Source organism: Pseudomonas sp. IT-P44 (genome assembly GCF_949768225.1).
GTDB lineage: Bacteria > Pseudomonadota > Gammaproteobacteria > Pseudomonadales > Pseudomonadaceae > Aquipseudomonas > Aquipseudomonas migulae.
The window spans coordinates 153396-178291 of record NZ_CATKQM010000090.1; the positions used below are offsets into that span (position 1 = coordinate 153396).

The 24896-nt window shown below is 59.5% G+C and carries 17 protein-coding genes; 8 read left to right on the forward strand and 9 right to left on the reverse strand.

Annotated features, from left to right (window positions below; genetic code table 11):
• Positions 1–7: 7 nt before the first annotated feature.
• The 4 genes from ACM6IO_RS28670 to ACM6IO_RS28685 form a co-directional block, all read right to left on the reverse strand.
• A complete protein-coding gene (locus tag ACM6IO_RS28670) occupies positions 8–907 on the reverse strand; it encodes a hypothetical protein (protein WP_414912653.1) in 900 nt (299 codons plus the stop codon).
• A gap of 116 nt (positions 908–1023) precedes the next feature.
• Positions 1024–3282, reverse strand: coding sequence for an alpha-xenorhabdolysin family binary toxin subunit A (locus ACM6IO_RS28675; protein WP_414912654.1), 2259 nt, complete (start codon positions 3280–3282; stop codon positions 1024–1026).
• Between the two features lie 204 nt (positions 3283–3486).
• The gene (locus ACM6IO_RS28680; protein ID WP_414912655.1) at positions 3487–4245 is read right to left on the reverse strand and encodes a tetratricopeptide repeat protein; all 759 of its coding nucleotides are present in this window, start codon (positions 4243–4245) and stop codon (positions 3487–3489) included.
• Complete coding sequence (locus ACM6IO_RS28685) at positions 4242–4922, reverse strand: Fe2+-dependent dioxygenase (protein ID WP_008036255.1); 681 nt, start codon at positions 4920–4922, stop codon at positions 4242–4244. The genes ACM6IO_RS28680 and ACM6IO_RS28685 overlap by 4 nt, the downstream gene beginning before the upstream one ends.
• Before the next feature lie 205 nt (positions 4923–5127).
• Here ACM6IO_RS28685 and ACM6IO_RS28690 point away from each other — a divergent pair, with 205 nt between their 5' ends.
• Both ACM6IO_RS28690 and ACM6IO_RS28695 read left to right on the forward strand, forming a co-directional pair.
• Positions 5128–7386, forward strand: coding sequence for a TonB-dependent receptor (locus ACM6IO_RS28690; RefSeq protein ID WP_414912656.1), 2259 nt, complete (start codon positions 5128–5130; stop codon positions 7384–7386).
• Between the two features lie 250 nt (positions 7387–7636).
• Positions 7637–10162 (forward strand): PepSY domain-containing protein, encoded by a 2526-nt coding sequence (locus ACM6IO_RS28695; RefSeq protein ID WP_414912657.1) that lies wholly within the window; start codon positions 7637–7639, stop codon positions 10160–10162.
• A gap of 130 nt (positions 10163–10292) precedes the next feature.
• Here the strand turns inward: ACM6IO_RS28695 and ACM6IO_RS28700 are convergent, their stop codons facing one another.
• The gene (locus tag ACM6IO_RS28700) at positions 10293–11834 is read right to left on the reverse strand and encodes an alkaline phosphatase D family protein (RefSeq protein ID WP_414912658.1); all 1542 of its coding nucleotides are present in this window, start codon (positions 11832–11834) and stop codon (positions 10293–10295) included.
• 514 nt (positions 11835–12348) lie between these two features.
• On the opposite strand from ACM6IO_RS28700, the gene ACM6IO_RS28705 reads away from it, so the two are divergent.
• The 4 genes from ACM6IO_RS28705 (at position 12349) to ACM6IO_RS28720 (ending at position 14805) form a co-directional block, all read left to right on the forward strand.
• Complete coding sequence (locus ACM6IO_RS28705) at positions 12349–12648, forward strand: hypothetical protein (protein ID WP_192227707.1); 300 nt, start codon at positions 12349–12351, stop codon at positions 12646–12648.
• 287 nt (positions 12649–12935) lie between these two features.
• Positions 12936–14270, forward strand: coding sequence for an S-type pyocin domain-containing protein (locus ACM6IO_RS28710; RefSeq protein WP_414912659.1), 1335 nt, complete (start codon positions 12936–12938; stop codon positions 14268–14270).
• A complete protein-coding gene (locus ACM6IO_RS28715) occupies positions 14267–14518 on the forward strand; it encodes a bacteriocin immunity protein (protein ID WP_414912660.1) in 252 nt (83 codons plus the stop codon). Before ACM6IO_RS28710 ends, ACM6IO_RS28715 begins: the two co-directional genes overlap by 4 nt.
• Positions 14515–14805: a bacteriocin immunity protein gene (locus ACM6IO_RS28720; RefSeq protein WP_414912661.1), complete on the forward strand. Its 291-nt coding sequence runs from the start codon at positions 14515–14517 to the stop codon at positions 14803–14805. The genes ACM6IO_RS28715 and ACM6IO_RS28720 overlap by 4 nt, the downstream gene beginning before the upstream one ends.
• A 230-nt stretch (positions 14806–15035) precedes the next feature.
• On the opposite strand, the gene ACM6IO_RS28725 is transcribed toward ACM6IO_RS28720, so the two are convergent.
• Genes ACM6IO_RS28725 through ptsP form a run of 3 tightly spaced genes read right to left on the reverse strand, consistent with a single transcriptional unit; the run spans position 15036 to position 20589 of the window.
• Entirely contained in the window at positions 15036–16775 is a 1740-nt protein-coding gene (locus tag ACM6IO_RS28725; protein ID WP_414912662.1) for a PTS fructose-like transporter subunit IIB, read from the reverse strand.
• Positions 16776–16786: 11 nt separating this feature from the next.
• Positions 16787–17728 carry a 1-phosphofructokinase gene (gene pfkB / locus ACM6IO_RS28730; protein ID WP_414912663.1) on the reverse strand — a complete coding sequence of 314 codons (942 nt, stop codon included), beginning with the start codon at positions 17726–17728 and terminating at the stop codon, positions 16787–16789.
• Positions 17728–20589: a phosphoenolpyruvate--protein phosphotransferase gene (gene ptsP / locus ACM6IO_RS28735; protein ID WP_414912664.1), complete on the reverse strand. Its 2862-nt coding sequence runs from the start codon at positions 20587–20589 to the stop codon at positions 17728–17730. Before ptsP ends, pfkB begins: the two co-directional genes overlap by 1 nt.
• 282 nt (positions 20590–20871) lie before the next feature.
• Here ptsP and cra point away from each other — a divergent pair, with 282 nt between their 5' ends.
• Positions 20872–21867: a catabolite repressor/activator gene (gene cra / locus ACM6IO_RS28740; RefSeq protein ID WP_008036238.1), complete on the forward strand. Its 996-nt coding sequence runs from the start codon at positions 20872–20874 to the stop codon at positions 21865–21867.
• Between the two features lie 3 nt (positions 21868–21870).
• The gene (locus tag ACM6IO_RS28745; protein ID WP_414912665.1) at positions 21871–22647 is read left to right on the forward strand and encodes a TatD family hydrolase; all 777 of its coding nucleotides are present in this window, start codon (positions 21871–21873) and stop codon (positions 22645–22647) included.
• Positions 22648–22765: 118 nt separating this feature from the next.
• Here the strand turns inward: ACM6IO_RS28745 and ACM6IO_RS28750 are convergent, their stop codons facing one another.
• Positions 22766–24796, reverse strand: coding sequence for a methyl-accepting chemotaxis protein (locus ACM6IO_RS28750; protein WP_192227699.1), 2031 nt, complete (start codon positions 24794–24796; stop codon positions 22766–22768).
• Between the last annotated feature and the right edge of the window lie 100 nt (positions 24797–24896).

Genomic DNA, 24896 nt, shown 5'->3' on the forward strand with positions numbered 1-24896 from the left:
CCTTTTTTTATGCCCGGGACCAGTACCGCATTTGTTCAGCCATCGACTTGACCTCTCTCAGCACATGCTCGACCTGCGCCAGAGCGCAGTTCAATTGCGAGAGTTTAATAGTCGGCCTGACGTTACGTAATTCAAGCTCAGCTACCGTCAGAAAGTGCTGCATTGCATAGAGGAAGTCGCTCAGATTGTGAATCGCCGAGCAGGCCTCTGTCTTGATCGCGAACAGTTCACGCAGATGCTCGTTCGCCCGCGCCTGACGCGCCTGTGCAGAATCGCCTGGACTGGCAGCGCCACTCAGCCCGGGCAGGCCTGATCCGCCATCCACGTACCAGGCTTCAAGTCGGGAATAGCGCGAGTGGCACTCACAGGATTTCAACGTCAACGACCGGAAAAACCGCTCGAACACGTTCTGGATATCATTGTGCAATTCCTGCGGCACAGCCTTGAAGTCCAACAGTGCAGACTTGGTACGACCCAGGCGCAGAGAAAGCTCGAAAGCCAGGCCGTCGACATCACTGGGAGGAAACCAGATCCACCACTGCGATCGGGACAGGCTGAATAATTTGTAGTTCACGGAGCTGATACTGAAAGAGCGGCCTTGCTTGTGCGACAGTTTGGCCAGTATTCGGCACTCCACGGTAAACACCCCGATGTGGTGCAAGCTCTCGTCACACACCTTACCCAGCGCCGAAATATCAGCGTCAAGCCGTTCCAGATAACCGGTGCTGAATGAAGCCAGCACTTTAAGACGCTCAGCGTCAGGCCCTGGCGTCGGCACATGCCCCTGACGCTGCAAGTTGTCTGAATGGCTTTTCAGTTGATCCAGCGTGGCGGGAAGTGCGCGGAGGAAATCGAAGTATTTTTTCAACGCAACGAAATGCGTCTTCGCAAGCAAAAATTCATACATGGCAAATAACCTGATGACACTGACGAAGGCCAGCGTGGGAAACCGTCGCTGATCAATATCCGGCAGGGGTAGCGATGCTCGATGAAAGCCACCCCTGCCATCAGTGAATGCTGGCGTTACGGCAGTGAAACCGGCGTCAGAAAGCCAATGAACTGGTTCGCTTCTTTTATGGCCCTGGCACTGCGCGTCGCGACATCACCCGCCGTGTTGCCCTCCATGACCGTCAGGAATTGATTGAATGCAGCAACAGCCGGCTTGTACTCGCCCACATAACGCTGACGTTGGTCCTCCAGCGCATGAATCAAGTGGATAAACTCGATCTTGCCCACCGACTGATCGATATCCCGGTCTTTGAGCGCAATCTTTCGACCAAGCTCATTGACCTTGTCCTGCAGTTTGTTGCTTTCATGGATCATGTTGACGAACGTGATGCCTGCATTGATATCGTCCATGGCTTTCTTCAGCTCATCGATCACAAACATCACGATCTGAGCTTGCGGCGGCGCCATGCCCAGCTCTTTGAGCTTATCGATGGTCAAGGCAATGTCTTTGCCAATTTTCTCGATACCGGCTTTTTCGATTGCGCTGATTGCCTCGGACAAAACCTTGAGCTCACGTTGAAGCTTGACCTGAGTCTCGCCCAACGCTTGTTTGGACTCCCTGGCGTCGAGTTGGTCCTTTTCCAGACCCGCGATGTAGCCCAATGTGGTACGTCTGTCATACCCGTCGCTGATGTTGGCCAGGCGAATACTCACTTTGCTCGCCTCGCTGCGCGTGATGGCGAGCATTTTTTTCAATGCCGCAATGAGATCCTCTTCAATCTCGTCGAACTCCTCGGAACCCTCAACGGCACCGGTCAGTTCCTTTTCAAGCGCCACTAACTTACGAACCTTGGACTCCAGGTCCATCTTGCTGTTGAGGCTCGATTCACGCAGATCCCGGGCTGCGGCACCGACATCGCCGAGCAACCTTTGAAAGCGATCGAATACACCCGGCAAGTAATTGAGCCGGATAAAAAGGGCTTCGGCCGCGACAGCATCGTCACGCATCGCGTGATGGCTGTCCTTCAGAACCTGAAGATTGGGCTCCGGATAGTTCTGTTTGATGGAAAAAGTTGTCATTTTGGGTACCGCCCTTCCTTGGTCCTGGTTGTATTCCTGATCCGCTTCCTTGAACACTTCGATCAAGAGGTCCGCATCATTGTGGATTTGCACCCAAGGGCCGACGACCTCTCGGAATGACGACATGAAGCGCCTCAAACTCAGCGCATCGGTGATGCCCAACATGGCGTTCGACGACTCATCGACGTACCGATGCATGACATTCCAGACGTGTATGAGATTCTGCGTGGCCAGATCAGCATCAATGGCGATGACGGTCAGGTTTTGCAGATCCTGTTCGACACGCTTTAACGAACCGAGGGTCTGGTTCATGTTTCTCAGGACTTCAATGTCTTTGTCCTGCGCCGCGTTCAGTTCCTTGCGTTTGGCTCGTACTGCCTCCGCTTCGACACCGTAGTAAATAGCCATTCCCAAGCCGAAAAGATTCAAACCGGCTGCCGAACCCAGCGCCTTGTCGACCAACGCCTGGTATTGGGTATTCTTTTCCAGAATCTCTTCGGCACGACGGGCGATGACTTCATCGAGTTTCTTGACTTCCGCTGGATAGGAATTGGTTTGAATCAATGCCACTCGCAACTTGATACCTGGAAGCACTTTTTCACGCAGGTCATAACCAAACTTGTCCAAATCGGTTTTTATACCCCGGACACTCACCAGATTGGATGCAACCCTGTCGAATATTTTACCCAGGTAAAACCTCATGTCCGGAACCGTATCCGCATCAAGTTCTATACCGGGAAACTTATCGCCCAGTTCAAGTTGCAACTTTTTCAGTTGCTCCAGTGTTTTGACATTATATTGTTCAAGCAATGGACCGGACTTCAGATCGAGGTAGACCTCTTCCATGTCTTCGCCGTAGCGCTGCATGCTTGCGCCAAACAGCTTCAGTTCGGTCCCGGTGATCATGATGCGTTCGCGTAGCGGTGACCAGCGCCTGGCGTGATCACGAGTCTCGGCAAACGTCTTCAGGAAGTCGGCGGCCCTGAGTCCGTCACCGCCATCCTGGCCCGCACCGAAGCGCAGATAGTCGGTGACATCCTTCAATGTATAAGGAAGGGCCAAGCCTGCAGCTTCGTACCTGCGCAGATCAATGATCTGTTTTTTGGTCAGTAACAAACCGGCTTCACGCGTCACATTGTCCGCCTCCGCGTTGGACGCATCGGACAGGATCTTTGGAACTTCGGTTGCAAACTCGGTTATTTTCTCGTAGTTCGCTCCCTGTAAAGAGTGCTCCCACAACGTATCATTGCTCATAACTACTCCATTAACTATAGGCATGAATATATTTAAATAACTTAAAGCAGATCGTAACGGCGCGCTGTCAAATCCAATTTAACTGCGCCGAACAAAAGACTAATCCACTTATAAAAGTGCTGTCAAAGAAACCCTGAGGGGCATATATAAGAAAAGAATACAAACCTGCAAAACAACCCACTTCATGTTTATATGAAGCGTCTTTCAGGCTCGACCGAACAGTGTTTGTTCGTGATGGGCATACTCCTCAGCCAAACACTTGAGCGCAGGGTCGGACGCTTCACGCAAGCGTTGGACACTGACCCGCAGGAACCGCTGATTGCCGTTGACCATCGCCTGGCGCAACCAGGCCATTCCTTCGTCAAGCCTGCCCTGCTCCACCAAAACCGCGCCATGACTGAACTGCCCACGAAAATCCCCGGCATCGGCCGAGCGTCGATACCACTCGCGTGCGCCTTGCAGATCCGCGGGGCAAATCCGTCCTTCCTCCAGGTAACGCCCAAGCAGGTTCATCGACTTCGCATGGCCCAGCTCCGCAGCGCGGCGATAAAAACTCAGCGCTTGCGGCTGATCTTCGGTCACCCCGCGCCCGGTCGCCAGCAGGTTGGCGTAGTTGTACATCGCCCAATCCAGTCCGGCTTCAGCGCCGATGCGATAATGCTGCGCTGCAACTGAAGCATCTGCCGCACAACCCCAGCCATGTTCGTGACAGCGACCGAGCATGTTGCGCGCCATCAGGTGCCCGCGCTGAGCGGCTATCTCGAACCAGCGCAGCGCCAGCGGTTGATCCAGCGCGATGCCCTGTCCGTCCAGCAGAATCTGGCCGAGCAAGGCTTGCGCATCGAGCACGCCTTCGCGGGCAGCGATCAGGATTGCCTGAGCAGCACGCGCAGGACTTTCCTCAAGCATGGCTTTGAGGTGATCGCCGTCGAGCACTTCCTCGCGGCGCAGTTGAAAACTCATACCTCGACCCAGCGACGCAACAGGTTGTGATACGTGCCGGTCAGGCGGATCAGTGAAGGGTGGTCGGGCATGTCCTGCGTCAGTTGCTGGATCGCACCGTCCATCTCGAACAGCAAGGCGCGCTGGCTGTCTTCGCGGACCAGGCTTTGGGTCCAGAAGAATGAGGCGAACCGTGTACCACGGGTGACGGCATTGACCTTGTGCAGGCTGGTGCCGGGGTACAAGACCATGTCGCCGGCCGGCAACTTCACGCGCTGGGTGCCGTAGGTGTCCTGGATTTCCAGTTCGCCGCCGTCGTAGTCCTCCGGCTCACTGAAGAACAGGGTCGACGACAAATCCGTGCGCACGCGCTCGATGCTGCCTTTGGGCTGGCGTACGGCGTTGTCGATATGAAAATCGAAACTGCCGCCCGCTGTGTAACAGTTCAGCAACGGAGGAAAGACCTTGTGCGGTAACGCCGCCGACATGAACTGCGGATTTTTCCACAACCGTTCCAGCATCGCCGCGCCGACTTCCTTGGCCAGTGGATGACCTTCCGGCAGTTGCAGGTTGTGTTTGGCCTTGGCCGACTGGTAGCCGGCGGTGATCTTGCCGTCGGCCCAATCTGCCTGTTCCAGAGCCTCGCGGATGCGCTGCACTTCTTCTTTAGTGAACAAGCCGGGAATGTGCAGCAGCATGAGGACCACCTGAAGACAAAGGGGCGTCAATGGTATTGATTCTTATTGACACTGTAAAACCCCCATGACGAATGAAACAGCAAAAACCGTAAGGGTAAATTGTAAAGAATGTAAATTCAGTGCGAATAGAAACGTTTCGCAATTGATACATAGACGCGTCTACCCTATATTCCGCGGCCTCAAATCCTTGGGGAGGGGAATTCACATGTCACGCCAACAACCACAATTACCTGTCAATTCACCGCGTTTGCTCGCTTCTGCGATTGGCGTGGCAATCACCGCCGGCTCTGCGGGGCATATGGTTTTCGCGGCCGAAAAGACCGAAAAAGCGCCGAACAATGCGATTTCCCTGGACGCCACTGCCATCACCGGCGAAACACAGGACGATACCTCCTACAAGACCGATACCTCGGCCAACAAGAAATACACCGCACCGCTGCGTGAAACGCCGAAAAGTGTCACCGTGATTCCGCAGCAGGTGATCCGCGACACAGGCGCTACCAGCCTGGTCGACGCCTTGCGCACGACACCCGGCATCACCTTCGGTGCTGGCGAAGGCGGTAACCCGGCGGGCGACCGTCCGATCATTCGTGGCTTCAGCGCTGAAAGCGATACGTTCGTCGACGGCATGCGCGACCCGGCGTCCCAGAGCCGCGAAATCTTCAACGTAGAATCGATCGAAGTCAGCAAAGGCCCGGGGTCGGCCTACACCGGCGCCGGCTCCACCGGTGGCAGCCTGAACCTGGTGAGCAAGACCGCCAAACTGGGCAGTTTCTACAATGGCGGCTTCACCTGGGGCTCGGATCAGACCAAGCGCACCACACTCGACCTGAACCAGCAGATGACCGACACCTCGGCCTTCCGCCTGAACCTGATGAAACACGAAGCCAATGTCGCCGGCCGTGACACCGTGGACGTCAGCCGCTGGGGTGTCGCGCCGACGTTCGCCTTCGGCCTGGGCACCGATACCCGCATGACCCTCGGTTACTACCACGTTGAAACCGACGACATGCCGGACTACGGCATTCCGCTGACCCTGAACCCGGCCCGCAGCAAGTACAACGTCGACAAACCAGTGCATGTCGACCGCGACAACTTCTACGGCGTCACCAGCCGCGACTTCCGCGAGACCACCAATGACAGCGGCACCTTCAAGATCGAGCACGATCTGAATGAAGACCTGACCGTGTCCAACAGCTTCCGCATGTCCCGTTCGACGCTGGACTACATCGTCACCAACCCGGACGACAGCAAGGGCAACGTCGCCAAGGGCAGTGTGTACCGTGGCGCCAAGAGCCGTAATTCGACGTCCAGCGGCTGGATCAACCAGACCGACCTGAGCGCCAAGTTCGACACTGGCACCATCGCACACAGCCTGGTCACCGGTATTGAGTTCTCTTATCAAGACACCCATAACCGCCCTTACATCCTGACTTCGGCCGCCAGCGGCACGACGTGCAACACTGCACTCTTCCGCTCCGGCGACTGCACCAGCCTGTACAACCCGACGCCTGGGGATACCTGGAACGGCAAGATCACCGACAGCGCCGCGTTCACCGACACCGACACCAAAACCGCTGCGGCCTACGTGTTCGACACGCTGAAGTTCAACGATCAATGGTCCCTGAACCTGGGCCTGCGTTATGACAACTACCAGGTCGAATCCAGCGGCCATGCCAACGCCAGCAGCACAGCGCCGGCGAACGACTTCTCCCGCGAGAACACCAGCGACCTGCTCAACTACCAGATCGGCGTGGTCTACAACCCGTTGCCTAACGGCAGCATCTACGCGGCCTACTCCACCTCCAGCAACCCGTCCGGTGAAACCAGCGGCAACGGTGGCCTGGATCTGGCGGCGAACAACACCGATCTGGACCCGGAAAAGAACCGCAACTACGAGATCGGCACCAAGTGGGACTTCTTCGGTGACGACCTGTCGCTGACCGCTGCACTGTTCCGCACCGAGAAAACCAACGCACGCATGAACGATCCGGATGGTGCCACCTCGCAAGTGCTGGATGGCGAGCAAACCGTCAACGGCCTCGAGCTGACGTACACCGGTAAGCTGACCCGCAACTGGAGAGTCTTCGGCGGCTACACCTACATGGAAAGCGAAGTGGTCAAAACCACCCTCGCCGCCGATGAAGGCAACCACATGCCGAGCACCCCGCGGAACAACTTCACCCTGTGGTCGACTTACGACGTGGTGCCGGACAAGCTTACCGTTGGTGCGGGTGCCACTTTTGTTGACTCGCAGTTCGGCAACATCGCCAACTCGGTGGAGATCCCGTCCTACTGGCGTTACGACGCGATGGCCAGCTACCGCCTGACCAAAAACGTCGACCTGCAACTCAACGTGCAGAACCTGACCGACAAGCGTTACTTCGACCAGATACTGCAGACCCACTACGCCCACGTAGCGGCCGGCCGTACCGCCCTGCTGAGCGCCAACTTCCACTTTTGACCACACCACAACCCTGTAGGAGCAAAGCTTGCTCGCGAAGACGTCGGCATAGACAGCATTTATGTTGCCTGACACACCGTCATCGCCAGCAAGCTGTGCCCCTACAGGTGTGCAGATGAAGGCTGGAATCAGGGAAAGGCCCCGTTCACGCAATTGAACGGGGCTTTTGTGTGTAAAAAAGAATGCTTCTCGACAGCCCACGGCATAATGCGCGCCGTGATGACAATTTCGAACGAACAAGGCGAGTGACGTGTTGAAGAAAACCCTGTTCCAGTTGCACTGGTTTTTCGGTATCAGTGCCGGGCTGGTCCTGGCCCTCATGGGCATCACCGGGGCGATAGTGTCGTTTGAGGATGAAATCCTGCGCGCACTCAACCCGTCGGTGTTGCAGGTCGAGAAACAGGTCGCCGGCGTGCTGCCGCCCGCTGAGCTGGTGGAAAAAATCGAGGGTGCATCGGGCAAGAAAGTCTCGATGCTCTGGGTCGACACCGACAGCGGTAACGCCGCACGGGTGAACTTCACCCCGCCACCGGGTGAGCGTCGCGGGGAGATGCGCTACTTCGACCCGTACACCGCCGAGTTCATGGGCGACGCCACCGGCCAGGGTTTCTTCGACCTGATGCTGAAACTGCACCGCTTCCTCGCCATGGGCGATACCGGTCGGCAGATCACCGGCGCGTGCACACTGATTCTGCTGTTCTTCTGCCTGTCCGGCCTGTACCTGCGCTGGCCGCGTCAATGGAAAAGCTGGCGCGCCTGGCTGACCCTCGACTGGAAGAAAACAGGCCGCAGCTTCAACTGGGATTTGCACTCGGTGGCCGGCACCTGGTGCCTGGTGTTTTATCTGTTGGCAGCGCTGACCGGGTTGTCCTGGTCCTATGAGTGGTACAACAAGGGCCTGACCCGATTGCTGTCCGATGCGCCGCAGAATGAACGCGTTCGCAATCGTGGCCCGGCACCGGAAGGCCCGGCACCGACGGCCGATTACGCATCGATGTGGAGCAGCATTTACAGCGCTGCCGGCCCGGCATTGAGCGCATACAACATTCGTATGCCGCCCGTGGCCGGGCAACCCGCGACGGTGTTCTACCTGTTGACCACCTCGCCTCACGACCGCGCGCTGAACCAGATCTCCCTCGATCCGGCCACCGGCGTCGTCAAACGCCACGACCGCTACAGCGATAAAAGCTTCAAGGCGCAACTGCTGACGAGCATCTACGCGCTGCACGTCGGCAGTTACTTCGGGATTGTCGGGCGGATCGTCCTGACGCTCAGCGCACTGACCATGCCGCTGTTTTTCGTCACGGGCTGGTTGCTGTACCTCGATCGTCGACGAAAGAAAAAGCAGATCAAGGACGCCCGCAAAGGCCTCGAACAACCGGACAGCGATGCTCCGGCGTGGCTGATCGGTTTCGCCAGCCAAAGCGGGTTTGCCGAACAACTGGCGTGGCAGACCGCCGGCCAACTGCAGGCAGCAGGCCTGCCGGTAAAGGTTCAGCCACTGGCCAGCGTCAGCGAGCAAGACCTGCGGAACTCCGGCAACGCGCTGTTCGTGGTCAGCACCTTCGGCGACGGAGAAGCGCCGGACAGCGCCCGTGGTTTCGAACGCAAAGTGCTGGGCCGGGCATTGAGCCTGGAGAGCCTGAATTATGCGGTGCTTGGATTGGGTGACCGGCAGTATCAACACTTCTGCGGTTTCGCCCGACGCTTGCATGCCTGGCTCGGCGAGCACGGCGGCAAGCATTTGTTCGCGCCGGTGGAAGTCGACTGCGGCGACCCTTACGCCTTGCGTCACTGGCAGCAGCAACTTGGTCTGCTGACCGGACAAGCGCCCGTGGACTCCTGGCAAGCGCCGAGCTACGACAACTGGACGCTGAGCCGCCGCGACGTGATGAACCCGGACAGCAGCGGCTCGCCGGTGTATCTGCTGGGCCTCAGCGCGCCGACCACCAGCAGTTGGCTAGCCGGTGATCTGGTGGAAGTGTTGCCGCGTAACTGCCCATGGGCAATCGAGCATTTCCTCGATGGCCTCGGGATCGACGGTCGCGCCTCGGTGATACTCGATGGCCTGTCGCAAGCGCTGGAACAAGCACTCGCGACTCGACAATTGCCCGAGAACCGTACGCACCTTGTCGGCTTGCACGCGCAAGCACTGGTGGATGCTTTGGTGCCGCTGGCCATGCGCGAATACTCCATCGCCTCGATTGCCGCCGACGGTGTGCTGGAACTGATCGTGCGCCAGGAACTGCACCCCGACGGCAGCCTGGGTATCGGCTCCGGATGGCTGACCGAACACGCCCCGGTGGGCAGCACCATCAGCCTACGGGTGCGCCGCAACAGCGGTTTCCATCTGCCGGTCGAACCACTGCCGATGATCCTGCTGGGCAACGGCACCGGCCTGGCCGGGCTGCGCAGTTTGCTCAAGGCGCGGATCGCCGATGGGCAGCAACGTCATTGGCTGTTGTTTGGCGAACGCAATCGCGAGCACGACTACCTGTGCCGCGACGAACTTGAAGAGTGGTTGATTTCAGGGGATATCGAACGGCTGGACCTGGCGTTTTCGCGAGATCAGGCCGAGAAGATCTACGTGCAGGATCGCCTGCGTGAATCCGCCGGTTTGCTCAAGCAATGGCTGGATGACGGAGCCGTCATTTACATCTGCGGCAGCTTGCAGGGAATGGCTTCAGGGGTGGATCAAGTGCTCAACGAAGTGCTCGGGGCTGAAGCAGTCGAGCGCTTGATCGAGCAAGGCCGCTACCGCCGCGACGTCTACTGACCCTACACGATTCAATGTGGGAGCGGGCTTGCTCGCGAAGACTGACTAACATTCAACATCTGTGTTGCCTGTTATACCGCTTTCGCGAGCAAGCCCGCTCCCACATTGATCTAGGCCGGTCGGCTACGTCTCACACCGGCTGCAACTTCTGCTCAAACACACTGACCCCATCCAGATCCCGCAACACCACACTCATCTCCCCCGTCGCCCCCTCAATATTCACCTCGCCAAAAAACTGAAACCCGGCAAACGGCGACATGTTCTGCGCCGGCGGTGCTTTCTCGAACACCACTTCAGGCCCGAAGGTTTTATCCAGCGGATTAGGCCCGAAGCTCCCCGCGTTCAACGGTCCGGCAACAAACTCCCAGAACGGTTCGAAATCCTGGAACGCGGCACGATCCGGATGGTAGTGATGCGCCGCGCAGTAATGCACATCCGCCGTCAGGAACACGAAATTGCGCACCTGTTGCGCCCGCAGAAAACCAAGCAGTTCGGCAATTTCCAGCTCACGCCCCTGGGCCGCGCCCGGATCACCGTTGGCCACCGCTTCCCAGCGCGCCACGCCGGGGCTGACTTCACCGTCCGGTACGCCGAGGCCGATCGGCATGTCGGCGGCAATGACTTTCCACTGGGCGCTGGAGGCTTTCAATTCACGCTTGAGCCAGTCCAGCTGTTCACGCCCGAGAAAGGGTTTGGCTGCACCGAGGTTGTCATCATTGGCCTCGCGATAGCTGCGCATGTCGAGCACAAACACATCCAGCATCGGCCCATAACCGAGCTTGCGATAGATCCGCCCGCCGTTATCCGCGCTCTGCAACCGCATAGGCGCATATTCCAGCCACGCCTGACGTGCGCGGCCTACCAGGCTGTGGATATCCTTGCTCTGGTAACGCTCATCCAGTTGCTTGCCCGGCGACCAGTTGTTGACCACTTCGTGGTCGTCCCACTGCCAGATCTGCGGCACTTCGGCGTTGAAGCGACGGACGTTTTCGTCCATCAGGTTGTAGCGGTAATTGCCGCGATACTCGTCGAGGGTTTCGGCGACTTTGCTCTTGGCGTCGCTGGTGATGTTGCGCCACACGCGGCCACTTTCAGTCACAAGCTGTGCCGGCACCGGGCCGTCGGCGTAGATGGTGTCGCCACTGTGGATAAAGAAGTCCGGCAAGCGCAAACGCATGGCTTCGTAGATGCGCATGCCACCGATGTCCGGGTTGATGCCGTAGCCCTGGCCAACGGTATCGCCGCTCCAGACGAAACGGATGTCGCGCCGGGTTTGCGGCACGCTGCGCAAGTGGCCAAACCAGGGTTCGCTGGTGACACCGCTCTGGGCGTCTTCGAAATGCACGCGATAGAAAATCGCCTGGTCGGCGGGCAGACCGGTGAGCTCGACCCGCGCGGTGAAATCGCTGCGGGCATCAGCCAGTGGCGAGACAAAACGCCGAGGGTTGGTGAACAGGCTACGGGTGTCCCATTCCACCACCATCCGCGCCGCACGATCGCTGCGACTCCAGACCATCGCCCGGTCGCCCAGCACGTCGCCGGACTGCACGCCATCGGTGAGTTGCGGCCGATCCTTGACCGAGGCAATCACCGCCGGCGCAAGACCGGGAAGCAGAATCCCGGCGCCGACTGCTTGCATGACACGACGGCGACCGAGGTTGAATTCGCTCATGGTGTTCTCCCTGAAAAAGGAAAACTAAAGCATGGCCGTGTGACCCGGGCATGACACAAAATCCACCAACACCACAAATCCCTGTAGGAGCCGAGCTTGCTCGCGAAGACGGTTTAACATTCACCAACGATGCCAACAGTTACACCGCCTTCGCGAGCAAGCTCTGCTCCTACAGGATCTGCGTCGCTCTCCCACACAGGTGGAAATGATCACCGTGAGGCACACAACTTTTCAAGACGTTTCCTACAACGTATCTTGTTGCCGCGTTTCGGTATCGACTCCATAGTTCGTGCTCGCGGAAAACACCCGCGAACGACCTTGGCCGGTCGACCACACCAAACGCATCAGCGTCATTGTTTAGGCATTTTCATGTCTGGATGTCGTGTTATGGCAGCTGTGCGCGGGACACCTTAGGGTGTGCCGGGGTTGGGTGTGCCGGTCGGCCAACCCGCACACAGCTGCCACCTTTTTCGCTTGGCCGCGAACGGTGGTAGCTCTATTTGGAGTTACACCTATGTTCCAAGTCATGCCGCGCTACCTCCCCATCGATACCTACGACGCCGAAACACCGGTGCTCTTCGTCAACACCCACAAAGAACTCAGTGAACTCACCGCCTGCGCCATGCATCGCTTCACCGTGGTTCGCGATTTGGCAGACACGCTGACCAGCCTGAATCTGAAAAACATTTCCGACTGTGATCTGACGCGGGTCACCCGCGCCGTGCATCTGCTGATGCGTGAAGGCTGTGCGGTGCTGGATGTGGTTCAGGCGCGGGCATCGCAGCGGGAGAATGAGTACAAAGCCACGATTTAGCGGTGTTGCCGCCGGCCCCATCGCGGGCAAGCCCGCTCCCACAGTGTTCGATGCCGTACACAAGATTTGTGTTCAACGCCAAACCCTGTGGGAGCGTGGCTGGCCCGCGAAGAACGATAACGCGGACTTACTGACTCACCACCACAGCACCCGGCAACACCATGAAATAGGAAATTTCAGCACCGCTTTTAGGAAACGTCCTAACGCCTACGCCTGAGCGTCCCGGATAGGGTTGAGGCAAACCCGGCTACACGCAGGGATTGTCCAAGGACGAAAAAGAAGCGCTGATGAAAAAGCTCGGTTTCCCGGAATCCCCGGACTATCTGCCCGCCCCAAGACAACTCCCCACGACGGAGGAAGTGCAAGCCTTCCAGGATGCTGGCGCAGCGGTATCCGCCAAGAACGAACGGCATGAACTGGACGCCAATGCCCGTTGGGAGGCCCGTCGAAAAACACGACAAAACGCTCTCGACACAACGTCCGATTCGCACTTCAAAGGTTGCGTGTTCGCCAAAAGCTGCAACCTCCCGGACGGTGTCATCAATCACAACAACCACGCCGGTTATGTCCCCGTCGAGAAACTGGCTGACTACGGGTTGTGGGCTGTACTGGGCACCGGCGCGGCGATTACCGCCGAAGGCACACCGCTTGAATGGGTGGCCGGCTCGTCGACGGGCAACGCCTTGGCCCAACGTCTCGGTGGTTCGCTCGCCCTATCGCTGACGGGTTCAGTGGTGGCGACCGGGGCCGCCGTCGGGACAGTGGCGCTGCTAATGCCCAACACCCGCCTTTCGCCCGACAGCGCTTTCTACAAAAACGAACAGTACGCGGCACTGGAGGCGGGACGCACCCGTGTGCGCGTCAATGTAAAAACCTTGCCGGATGGCGCGGTCAACGCCTATGGCTTCTACACCGGCGGGAAAAAAGACTGGGAGTTTGTCCCCGTCATCAAGGCCCGAAAGGACGGCCAGCAGTTCATCGCAGACCTCGGCAACGGCATCGGTCTGACCTGGACACCCGCGGCCAATCCTGACGACGCCCCAACTGTCCCCGCCCTGGAAGGTGCCCCGCCACTACCGACGATATGGGTGTACCCGCCCACGGAGCAGGCCGACAAAATACTGGAGAACCCGGAGCATCCTCCCGAGTACCAGGATGCAATTATCTGGTTTCCGGCGGATGCCGGGCTTGAACCGATCTACATTGTGCTCAATGCACGGTATGAGCCGGGCGGTGTCACGGGGGTGGGTGAAGATGTTGCGGGGGTTTGGCTGGCAGGGGCTGGTGCGGGACTAGGAGCTCCAATTCCAACGCGGATTGCGGATGTGCTTCGGGGGCAAAAATTCAGAGACTTTGATGCATTCAGGAAGGCGTTTTGGACTGCTGTGGGAAATGATGCCGAGCTACTTGGCCAGTTCAAGGCCAGCAATCAAAGTTTCGTTCTGGGTGGCAACTCCCCGTTTGCCCCCAAGACCGGGCGTAACGGCGGAAACGCTCGTTATGAATTGCATCACATTGAACATATCCAGCATGGAGGTGCTGTTTTCGATATTGATAACCTTCGCGTAATGACACCCAAACAACACGCAGTAACCCACAAGGAAGACCGGCAGAAACCATGAAAAACAAAATCGGTGAATACACAGAGAGCGAGTTCGTGGCTTTGCTTCAGAGCATCATCAGCCACGATGGAACGGAAAGAGAGATTGACACGTTGGTGTTCCACTTTGAAAAAATCAGTGAACACCCATTAGGGTCAGATCTGATTTTTTACCCGGAAGACGGCGCTGACGACTCGGCAGAAGGTATTACTCGCACACTCAAGGAATGGCGTGCCACTCAAGGTTTGCCGGGGTTCAAAGTCGAGTGACTTTTGCCATCGAGCCACAATTGACCGCCCTTGAAAAAAAATTTGCTGATTTCACCGAAGCAGAGTTTATTCAGCTCATGCAGGAAATCCGGGCCGCGAACCAGACTGCACCGGACGAGATTCTCGATCCTTTGCCGAAACAGTTTTGCGAGATTACAGAGCATCCTGACGGAACCGATCTCATTTACTACCCTGAAGCTGGTGCGGACAACTCAAATGAAGGCATCACGCAGACTGTGAAGCAGTGGCGTGCAGCCCAAGGCCTGCCCGGATTCAAGGAGAAATGAGGCATGGGCATCCTGACTCCGAAAACAAACCAGCCCCACTGTGGGAGCGAGAGCGGTTTAGCACTCAGGAACTATGTTGGCTGGGAAGCCGCTATCGCGAGCAAGCTTGCTCCTACAGGTCCGTGTCGTTCATGCATTTTGTGATCGACTCACACCTGTAGGAGCCGGCTTGCTGGCGATGGCGATTTCAAGACCGATATCGCCAGCAAGCTGGCTCCTACAAAGGTGGATTATGCGTTGACGGGTTCTATTGCCAACTCGACAACCTCAGGCCGCTTGACCACCGCATAAACCACCGCCGTCAGCAGACTCCCGGCCACAATCGCCAGCAAATACAACAACGCATGGTTGATCGCATTCGGGATCGCCAACACAAACAATCCACCGTGCGGCGCCATCAGTTTGCAGCCGAAGTACATCGACAGCGCACCGGTCAGCGCGCCACCGGCAATGCTTGCCGGAATCACCCGCAGCGGGTCCTTGGCGGCAAACGGAATCGCGCCTTCGGAGATGAAGCACAGCCCCAGCACCAACGCCGCTTTACCCGCCTCGCGTTCAGTCTGGGCAAACTTGCGCCGGGCAATGAACGTGGCAATGCCCAGGCCAATCGGCGGCACCATCCCGGCGGCCATGGTCGCGGCCATCGGCGCGTAACTCTGGGACGCCAATAGCCCCACCGAGAAGGCATAAGCGGCTTTGTTGATCGGCCCGCCCAAGTCGACGCACATCATCCCGCCCAACAACACGCCGAGCAGGATCGCGTTGGTGGTGCCCATGCTGTCGAGGAAATGCGTGAGCCCGGTGAGCATCCCGGCCACCGGTTTACCGACCACGTAGATCATCACCAACCCGGTGAACAGACTCGCCAGCAACGGGATGATCAGGATCGGTTTCAACGCTTCAAGGCTTTGCGGCAATCGCGCGTAACGGTTGATCGCTTGCGCCGCGTAACCGGCGATGAAACCGGCAATGATCCCGCCGATGAAACCGGCACCCAACGTGCTCGCCAGCAAGCCGCCAATCATCCCCGGCGCCAGGCCCGGACGGTCGGCAATCGAGTAGGCGATGTAGCCCGCCAGCAGCGGCACCATCAGCTTGAACGCGGTCTCGCCGCCGATCTGCATCAGCGCAGCGGCGAGTGTGCCTTCTTCCTTGAACGCGGTGATGCCGAAGACGAACGACAAGGCAATCATCAGACCGCCCGCCACCACCATCGGCAGCATGAACGACACGCCGGTCAGCAGGTGTTTGTAGATGCCGGTCTTCTCTTGCTTGGCCGGGCCTTTGGCGCCGGTCGCGGCACTTTCCTGTTTGCCTTCGGCCAGCGCTTTATTCAGCGTCGCTTCGGCTTGCTTCAAGGCGATGCCCGTGCCGCAACGGTAGATTTTCTTGCCGGCAAAACGCTCGGTCGCGACTTCGATATCACAGGCCAGCAGCACCACGTCCGCGTCGGCAATCGCGGCGGCGCTCAACGGATTGCGCGCACCGACCGAGCCCTGGGTTTCGATTTGCAGGTCATAGCCCAATCGCTTGGCCGCCTGCTGCAAGGCTTCAGCGGCCATGAAAGTATGAGCAACGCCGGTCGGGCACGCGGTGATCGCGACCAGGCGCGGGGCGCTTTTGGTAACGGCTGCAGGTTCGACGGTGACTTCGGCTGCGGCGTAAACCTGCGCTTCTTCGGCACCGCGTCGCAGCACCGCTTCGACATCTTGCAGGGCGTGGGCCGGGGTGCTTTGGAACACACGCTTGCCGACGAATCGCGACATATCCACTGGTGCGCTGGTGACCAGCAACACCCACTCGGCAGCCTCGATCGTGGCCGCCGACAACTGGCGTTCCGGGTGCGCCACATCCACCACTTCGACACTGGTGCTCCAGCCCTGACGCTGCGCCGCGGCATCGAGCAAACGGGCGCACAGCACGCTGGTGACCATGCCGTTGGGGCAAGCCGTAACGATGGCTAACTTCATGACAAACCCTCTTATTGTTCTGTCAGGGGGCGCACGCGCACACCCTGTTCGAGCCGCGCCAACTGCGCCGCATCGCCGATACCGAAACCGATCTGCGTGACCGCCATCGCCGCAATCGCCGTGGCGGTGCGCAGGGTCTGTTCCGGCGTATCGGGCTTAAGCAAACCGTGAAGCACGCCGGCCAGCAACGAATCCCCTGCGCCTACCGTGCTGGCGACGCTGACCTTGGGCGGCGTGGCGTGCAGCGCCGAACCGACACTGAACCAGTTCACACCGTCGGCACCGTGGGAAATCACCACGTGCTCGATGCCTTGGGCATGCAAACGGCTCGCGGCTTCGGCTTGAGCCGCAACCGAAACAACCTCGCAGCCGAGCACTTCGGCCAGCTCTTCGGTGTTCGGTTTGATCAGCCACGGACCGGCCTTGAGCGCCGCTTGCAATGCTTCGCCACTGGTATCGAGCGCGACGTTCAAGCCGAGGTTTTTCAAGCGCTGTACCAACGCCTGCAACCATTCAGGACTGACGCCTTGCGGCAGGCTGCCGGCCACGACAACCGCGTCATGCCCCGGGGCAATCTGATCCAGTCGATCAAGCAACGCCTGCTGCGCCGCTTCACTGACCTTGGGTCCGGGACCGTTGATGTCGGTGATGCGCCCGTCGCTTTCCGCCAGTTTGAGGTTGCTGCGGGTCTCACCGGGAACGCGGATAAACGCGTCGACAAAACCGCGTTTGGCGAACAGGGTTTCGAACGCCTGAAGGTTGTCCTCGCCGAGAAAGCCGCTGACGGTGAGCGAATGCCCGAGGTCTGCCAGCACCTGCGCCACGTTCACGCCTTTACCGGCGGCGTGGGTGTGCATCTCGTCGCTGCGATTGACCTGGCCGGGCTCAAGGCGCGGCAACTGCACCGTCAGGTCCAGCGCCGGGTTGAGTGTCAGGGTCAGGATCTTGGCCATTACAGGGCCTCCACTAATGCGCGCACTTCATTGGCGCTGCCCACGGCCAGCGCCTGTCGGGCAAGGGTTTGAGTCTGGGTCAGGCTGAGTTCGCGGATGCGCGCCTTGACCTCGGCAATGCTGCGGCCCGACACGCTCAACTCGTCTACACCGAGGCCGACCAGCACCGGCACCGCCAGCGGATCGGCCGCCAGTTCGCCGCACACACCAACCCATTTGCCATGGGCATGGGCCGCGCGCACGGTGATGTCGATCAGTTGCAGCACCGCCGGGTGCAAGCCGTCAGCCTGGGCCGACAAGGTCGGATGACCGCGGTCGATGGCCAGGGTGTATTGGGTGAGATCGTTGGTGCCGACGCTGAAGAAATCGACCTCTTTGGCCAAAACCGGCGCCAGCAGTGCGGCCGATGGCACTTCGATCATGATCCCCAGTTGCAGGTCCGCCACGGGGATTTCCAGGCGCAAGCGCTCGGTCATGTCCCGCGCCTGACGCCACTCGTCAACGCTGCCGACCATCGGGAACATGATGCGTAGCGGGCGGTTGTCAGCGGCCCGCAGCAAGGCGCGCAATTGCGCTTCCATGATGTGCGGACGCTGCAAGGTCAGGCGAATGCCGCGCACGCCGAGGAACGGGTTTTCTTCTTTCGCAATCGGCCAATACGGCAGCGGCTTGTCGCCGCCAACGTCGAGGGTGCGCACCACCAGTGGCCGACCGGCGAGGCCATCGAGCACACGACGGTATTCGACTTCCTGAGTCGCTTCGTCCGGCGCCTGCGAGTGGGCCATGAAAATCAGTTCGGTGCGCAGCAGGCCAATGCCTTCGGCACCCTGCTCCACGGCGCTGGTGACGCCCGCGCTTTCGCCGATGTTGGCGAACACTTCGACCGCATGGCCGTCGGTGGTCAGCGCCGGTTGATGACGTTGTTCGGCCGCGGCTTTCAAGCGTTGCTCGCGGGTGTCACGCTCTTCGGTGGCGCGCTGCAAGGTCGCCGCATCGGCGTCCACGTGCAGGCGACCGCGCTGGCCATCGAGCAGCAACGGTGTGCCCGGCGCCAGCAGCAACACCGCGGCACCTGCGCCGACCAATGCCGGAATGCCCAGCGCACGGGCGACGATGGCACTGTGCGCGGTGGCGCCACCACGGGCGGTGAGAATGCCGGCGACTCGGGTCGGATCGAGACGTGCCACGTCGGAAGGACCGACTTCGTCCATCACCAGAATGTACGGTTGATCGGGTTCGCTCGGGGTTTCGACGCCGCTCAGTTGCGCCAGCACGCGACGGCCGATATCGCGCAAGTCCGCCGCACGCTCGGCAAGCAATGCATCCTGCAGCGATTCCTGTTGTTTCGCCGCCGCTTCGATCACCGCCATCCACGCCGCTTCGGCGCTTTCGCCCTGCTTGAGGCGCGTCTCGACTTCATCGGTCAGTTCCGGGTCGTCGAGCATTTCCTGATGGGTGATGAAGATTTCGCGAATGGCTTTGGCCTTGCTGCGTTCGATCAAGCCTTCGATGTCGTGACGCACGTGCGCCAGCGCTTGTTTAAGACGCTCGCGCTCAATGACGGCGGACTCGCCGCGCAGCGGGTATTCGATGGTTTGCAGCACTTGGATATGCGCCGGACCGATGGCGATGCCCGGTGCGGCGGGGATAGCCTGAACCAGGCTGCCGGACGCAGGGGCGAGCAGCACTTCGGCCACCTCGGTGATCACTTCGCGCTGCGGGCTCACGGCAGGCAAAGGCTCGACTTCTTCACCCAGCCCCTCTTCGATTGCCGCCAACAACGCCGGCAAGGCATCGGCGGCGATGCTCGGCTCGGCGATAAATTCCAGCACCTGACCGCGGCGGGCGCCGAGGCTGAGCAGTTTGCTCAAGCTTTTCACCGACACCGCGCTGTCTTGGCCATCGACGATGCGCACACGAATTTCGCCTTCAAAACTCTTCGCCAGTTGCGCGAGGATCTTCGCCGGGCGCGCATGCAAACCGTGGGCATTGGCCAGCGCAATGCGTGCGCTCGGCCAGTCCGCCGGCAGTTCACCGCCGAGCACTTCGAGGACTTTTCGGCTGCTGGTGGCGCGTCCCAGTTCATGGCCACGGCCTTCGATCAGCAACGCACAAAGGCGTTCGAGCAACGCCTGGTGCGCCTCGCCCAAGCTGGCCAGACAGAACAGACCGCTGAGCGGCTGGCCGAGGTAGCGCATCGGTTTGTCCGGCGTGACAAACGCCAGGCCCGGACGCTTCACCGTTTGCTCGCTGTGCAACCACCACAAACCGTCGCCCAGCGGCAACGCGTCGACTTGCTGCAAAACCGCAGAAAAACCATTGCTCACACAATCCGCCTGACGCAACAAACGGGCACCGCGCCAGACCAGTTCTTCGAAGTCATCGGCCGACACGCCGAGGCCGATCATCTGCGCATCCAGCGCCAGTTCCTGCGGCGCGCCTTGCAGCAGTTTCAACAAGGCTTCGGCAGAACTGGCGCGACGCAGGGCCTGGCCCAGATCGGTTTCGCCGAGGGCGCGGGTCAGCAATTGCAACAGGCGCAAATGTTCATCGGATTTGGCCGCAATGCCGATCGCCAGGTAGACGATCTGACCATCGCCCCAATCCACGCCTTCGGGAAACTGCATCAGCCGCACGCCAGTGGAAAACACCTGATCGCGGGTTTGCGGCGTACCGTGGGGGATGGCAATACCTTGACCGAGAAAGGTCGAGCCCTGGGCTTCGCGCGCCTGCAAACCGGCGAGATAACCTTCGGCGACCAGGCCGTCGTTGACCAGATGCTGCGCCAACAAATGCAGTGCTGCGGACTTGTCCACGGCCGACTGGCCCATGGAAATCTGCTCTAGAGTGAGCTCGAGCATGCTTTCTCCTTTTTGGCACCTTGAGGTGCCAGGTATTGTTTTGAATGAGTCAGCTTAGGCGCTTAATCATCACTTTTGGCGGTTTCGCGGCAGAACCGGCCAAATGCACCTGATGCGTAGAAAATACGCTTGCTGAAACGTTTAATCTAGAATGATTGGCACGTTACTCGATAATGTCCCATCCTTGAAGTCCAACTTGTCGGATATGTTGCGACAATAGTCCCCTGCCTGAATCGGGTAGGATTGGCGAAAGTATCGGCCGAAAAACAAGGAAATCCCGAGTTGAAACTCAGTGATATCGCCCAACTGGCCGGTGTGTCCGTGACCACCGCCAGTTATGTCATCAACGGCAAGGCGGAACAGCAACGCATCAGCAGTGCCACCGTCGAGCGCGTGCGCGCGGTTGTTGAAGAACATGGCTTCACGCCCAATCCGCAAGCGGCCGGGCTGCGCAGTCGGCACACCCGCACGCTGGGTTTCATTCTGCCGGACCTGGAAAACCCCAGTTACGCACGTATCGCCAAGCTGCTGGAGCAAGGTGCCCGGGCCCGCGGTTATCAGTTGCTGATCGCCAGTTCCGACGATGCGCCGGACAGCGAACGGCAACTGCTGCAACTGTTCCGCGCCCGGCGCTGCGATGCGTTGATCGTCGCCAGTTGCCTGCCGTCCGGCGACGACAGTTACCGCCAGTTGCAAGCCAAAGGCATCCCAATCATCGCCATCGACCGGGTCATGGAGCCCGAGCATTTCTGCTCGGTGATCAGTGATGATCGTGAAGCCAGCCTGCAACTGACGCGCAGCCTGCTCGATCCATTGCCCAAGCAGATCGCCCTGATCGGCGCGCGCCCCGAACTGAGCATCAGTCAGGAACGGGCCGCCGGTTTCAAGGAAGCGCTGGCCGGGTTCAAAGGCGAGATCCTGATCGAACACGGCGAATCGTTCAGCCGTGAGTACGGCAAGCAACTGATGGAAGAAATGCTTCAGCGCCTGGGGCATTTGCCGGACGCGCTGGTGACCACTTCCTACGTGCTGCTCCAGGGTGTGTTCGACGCCTTGCACGACTTCCCGTTGAAAAACCGCCCGCTGCGCCTCGGCACATTCGGCGACACGCAGTTGCTGGACTTTCTGCCGCTGCCGGTCAACGCCATGGCCCAGCAACACCAGTTGATCGCCGACAAAGCGCTGGAGCTGGCCCTCGCTGCCATCGAGCAGTCCGATTACCAGCCCGGTGTGCAAGCCATTGCGCGGACCTTCAAGCAGCGTATTCGCCAGGACTGAACCGTGGAGCTGATCGACAGCCACACTCATCTGGATTTTCCGGACTTCGACGAGGATCGTCAGGCGCTGCTCGCCGAGAGCCGCGCCCTCGGCGTGCGGCGGATGGTGGTGCTGGGGGTTTATCAGGCCAATTGGCAGCGGGTCTGGGATCTGGTGCAAAGCGATCCCGATCTGTACGCGGCGTTCGGTTTGCACCCGGTGTATCTGGACGAGCATCGGCCTGAGGACCTACGCGAACTCGCCGAGTGGCTGACCCGCCTGGCCGGTCACCGACAACTGTGCGCGGTGGGCGAGATTGGCCTGGATTACTTCATCGAAACCCTCGACCGCGAACGCCAGCAGACGTTGTTCGACGCGCAACTGCAACTGGCGGCGGACTTCAATCTGCCGGCTTTGATTCACGTGCGACGCAGCCATGCAGCGGTGATTGCCACGCTCAAGCGCTTCAAGTTGAAACGCGCGGGGATTATTCACGCCTTCGCCGGCAGCAAGGAAGAGGCCCGCGAGTACATCAGGCTCGGCTTCAAACTGGGCCTGGGTGGCGCGGCGACCTGGCCGCAGGCGTTGCGCATGCACCGGGTGCTTGCCGAGTTGCCGTTGGAGTCTGTAGTGCTGGAAACCGACTCACCGGACATGGCCCCCGCCATGTTTCCCGGTCAACGCAACAGCCCGGCGCATTTGCCGGCGATCTGCTCGGCACTGGCTGACATCATGGCGATCAGCCCTGAACGGCTGGCGGCTGTCAGCACGGCGAACGGCTGCGAAGTCTTTGGTTGGTAACGGTCAAAAATGTGGGAGCGGGCTTGCTCGCGAAAGCGGTCTGTCAGTCGACATCTCTATTGACTGACACGACCTCTTCGCGAGCAAGCCCGCTCCCACATTTGTCCGCAGTGTGGCATCAAACCCGGAACGCGCTGATCAACTGCTTGAGCTCCACCACCTGCGCCGACAACGCCCGGCTGGCGTCCTCGGTCTGGTGCGCACCTTCGGCGGTGCGTTCGCCAGCCCGGTTGATCTCGACGATGTTCTGGTCAATGTCGTGGGCCACGGCGGTCTGCTGCTCTACGGCGGCCGCAATCTGCTGGTTCTGATCGACGATCATGCCGACAGCGCCAAGGATGTTTTCCAGCGCCTGCTGGACCTTTTCCGACTGCCCCACCGTGCCGTTGGCCATTTGATGACTGGTGCCCATGGCCTTCACCGCGGCGCCGACACCGCTGTGCAGTTTGGCAATCATCTGTTCGATTTCTTCGGTCGATTGCTGGGTGCGTTTGGCCAGGGTCCGGACCTCGTCCGCCACCACCGCAAAACCACGCCCCTGCTCGCCTGCCCTCGCAGCTTCGATAGCGGCGTTGAGCGCCAGCAGGTTGGTCTGTTCGGCGATGCTTTTGATCACTTCCAGCACGCGGCTGATGGACTGGCTGTCGCTGGCCAGTTGATTGATCACCAGCACCGACTGATCGATCTCGCTGGCCAGCGCAGCGATGCTGCCCTGCTGAGACTCCACCAACCCGCGACCGCTGATGGTTTCGTCATTGACGCTGTGAGCGCTGCTGACCGCCGCGGCGGCGCTGCGGGCCACCTCCAGTGAGGTGGCCGACATTTGGTTCATCGCCGTGGCGACTTGCTCGATCTGCGTGCGTTGCCCCGCAACAGCCTGATTGCTCTGAGCGGACACGTTCTCGACCTGACCGGCCTGGCGCTCGACTTCCCCGACCGTTTGGCCGACACGCTCGATCAAGTCATGGATTTTCTTCACCGTGCCGTTGAACACCTCGCCCAACTCGCCCAGCTCATCACGGCTGTTAGCGTTGAAAGTCACGGTCATGTCGCCGGCCGCGACCTTGTCCATCATCGCGCCAAGGCGCTTGAGGGTGGTGCGGGTCGAGGCGTAGAAGCCGCCGTAGAGGTAAAAAATCAGTACAAACACCACCGACAGCGCCACGGCCTGCAAGACCATGTGCGTGCGGTTCTGGCTCAGTCGTTGTTGCAATTGGGTGTCGAGGAATTTCAGGGTGGCTTCGTTGAGTTGGTAAGTCTGGTCCATCAGGCCGCTGACCTGATCGTAGAAGGCCAGCCACGGCGCATCGAGGGTGTCGGCCATCACCACCTGCTCTTCGAACAGTTCACTGGCTTTTTTCAGCGACGCCTTGCTGCTCTCGGCCTGCGCCGCCAGGGTTTCACGTGCCGCCTTGCTCGACCCCAGCGCATCCTGCAACTTCAGACCGTACTCGGCTTGCAGCTTTTCAATCTGCACCAGCAATTCATCGAAGCGGGTGCTCGAAGACGAATTGAGAAACCCTTGCCCCAGCGAGTAAGAACCCATGGCGCGGCCATCGCCCAACGTCTGGGTGACGGGCGGTGTGACATTGGTGATGAGTTCGGTGAGCTGACGCATGTCGCTCTGATTGTCACGGCTCAAACCCGCCTGGCTGGCGATGATCTGGCTGAAAATCTGTGCATTGCCAAGCAACTTGCCGATCAGCGCACTTTTGCTTTGCAGGGAGTTTTCCGTTTGCTGGGCCTTGAACGCGGTGATCATTTCGTCGCGCTTGCCATCGAAAACGGTGATCAGTTCCGGATCGGTGGTCATCGCAGTCAGCCCTTGCAGGCGGGCCAGAACGTTTTGCTCCAGGGATGTGATCTGGGATTCGAGATTACCGGCCTTGCCGGACTGGCCAAGGATGACGTTGATCTGCACCAGGTTGTTCAGGGTTTCCAGGTCGCGTCGAAGCGACAGGCTGCTGCCCAGCAGGTCGAGGCTCTGCAGTTCCACCCGGGTGCCCTGGAATTCGCGATAGGAATCACGCACCAGATAAAAGTTGGTCACCAGCATGGGCACCAGGAACAGAACGCTGATCAGGCTGAACTTCATGCCGAAGCTCAGGCGATTCATTAGCGCGACGGCGGGATAGAGCAAGCTCTTCACTGGAAGTCTCCCTTGGGTTTCTTATTTTTATTGGCAGGCACAGACAAGCAGCAGATAGCCACTATTGAGTGCTATCTCTATATAGCTTAAATCGACGGGA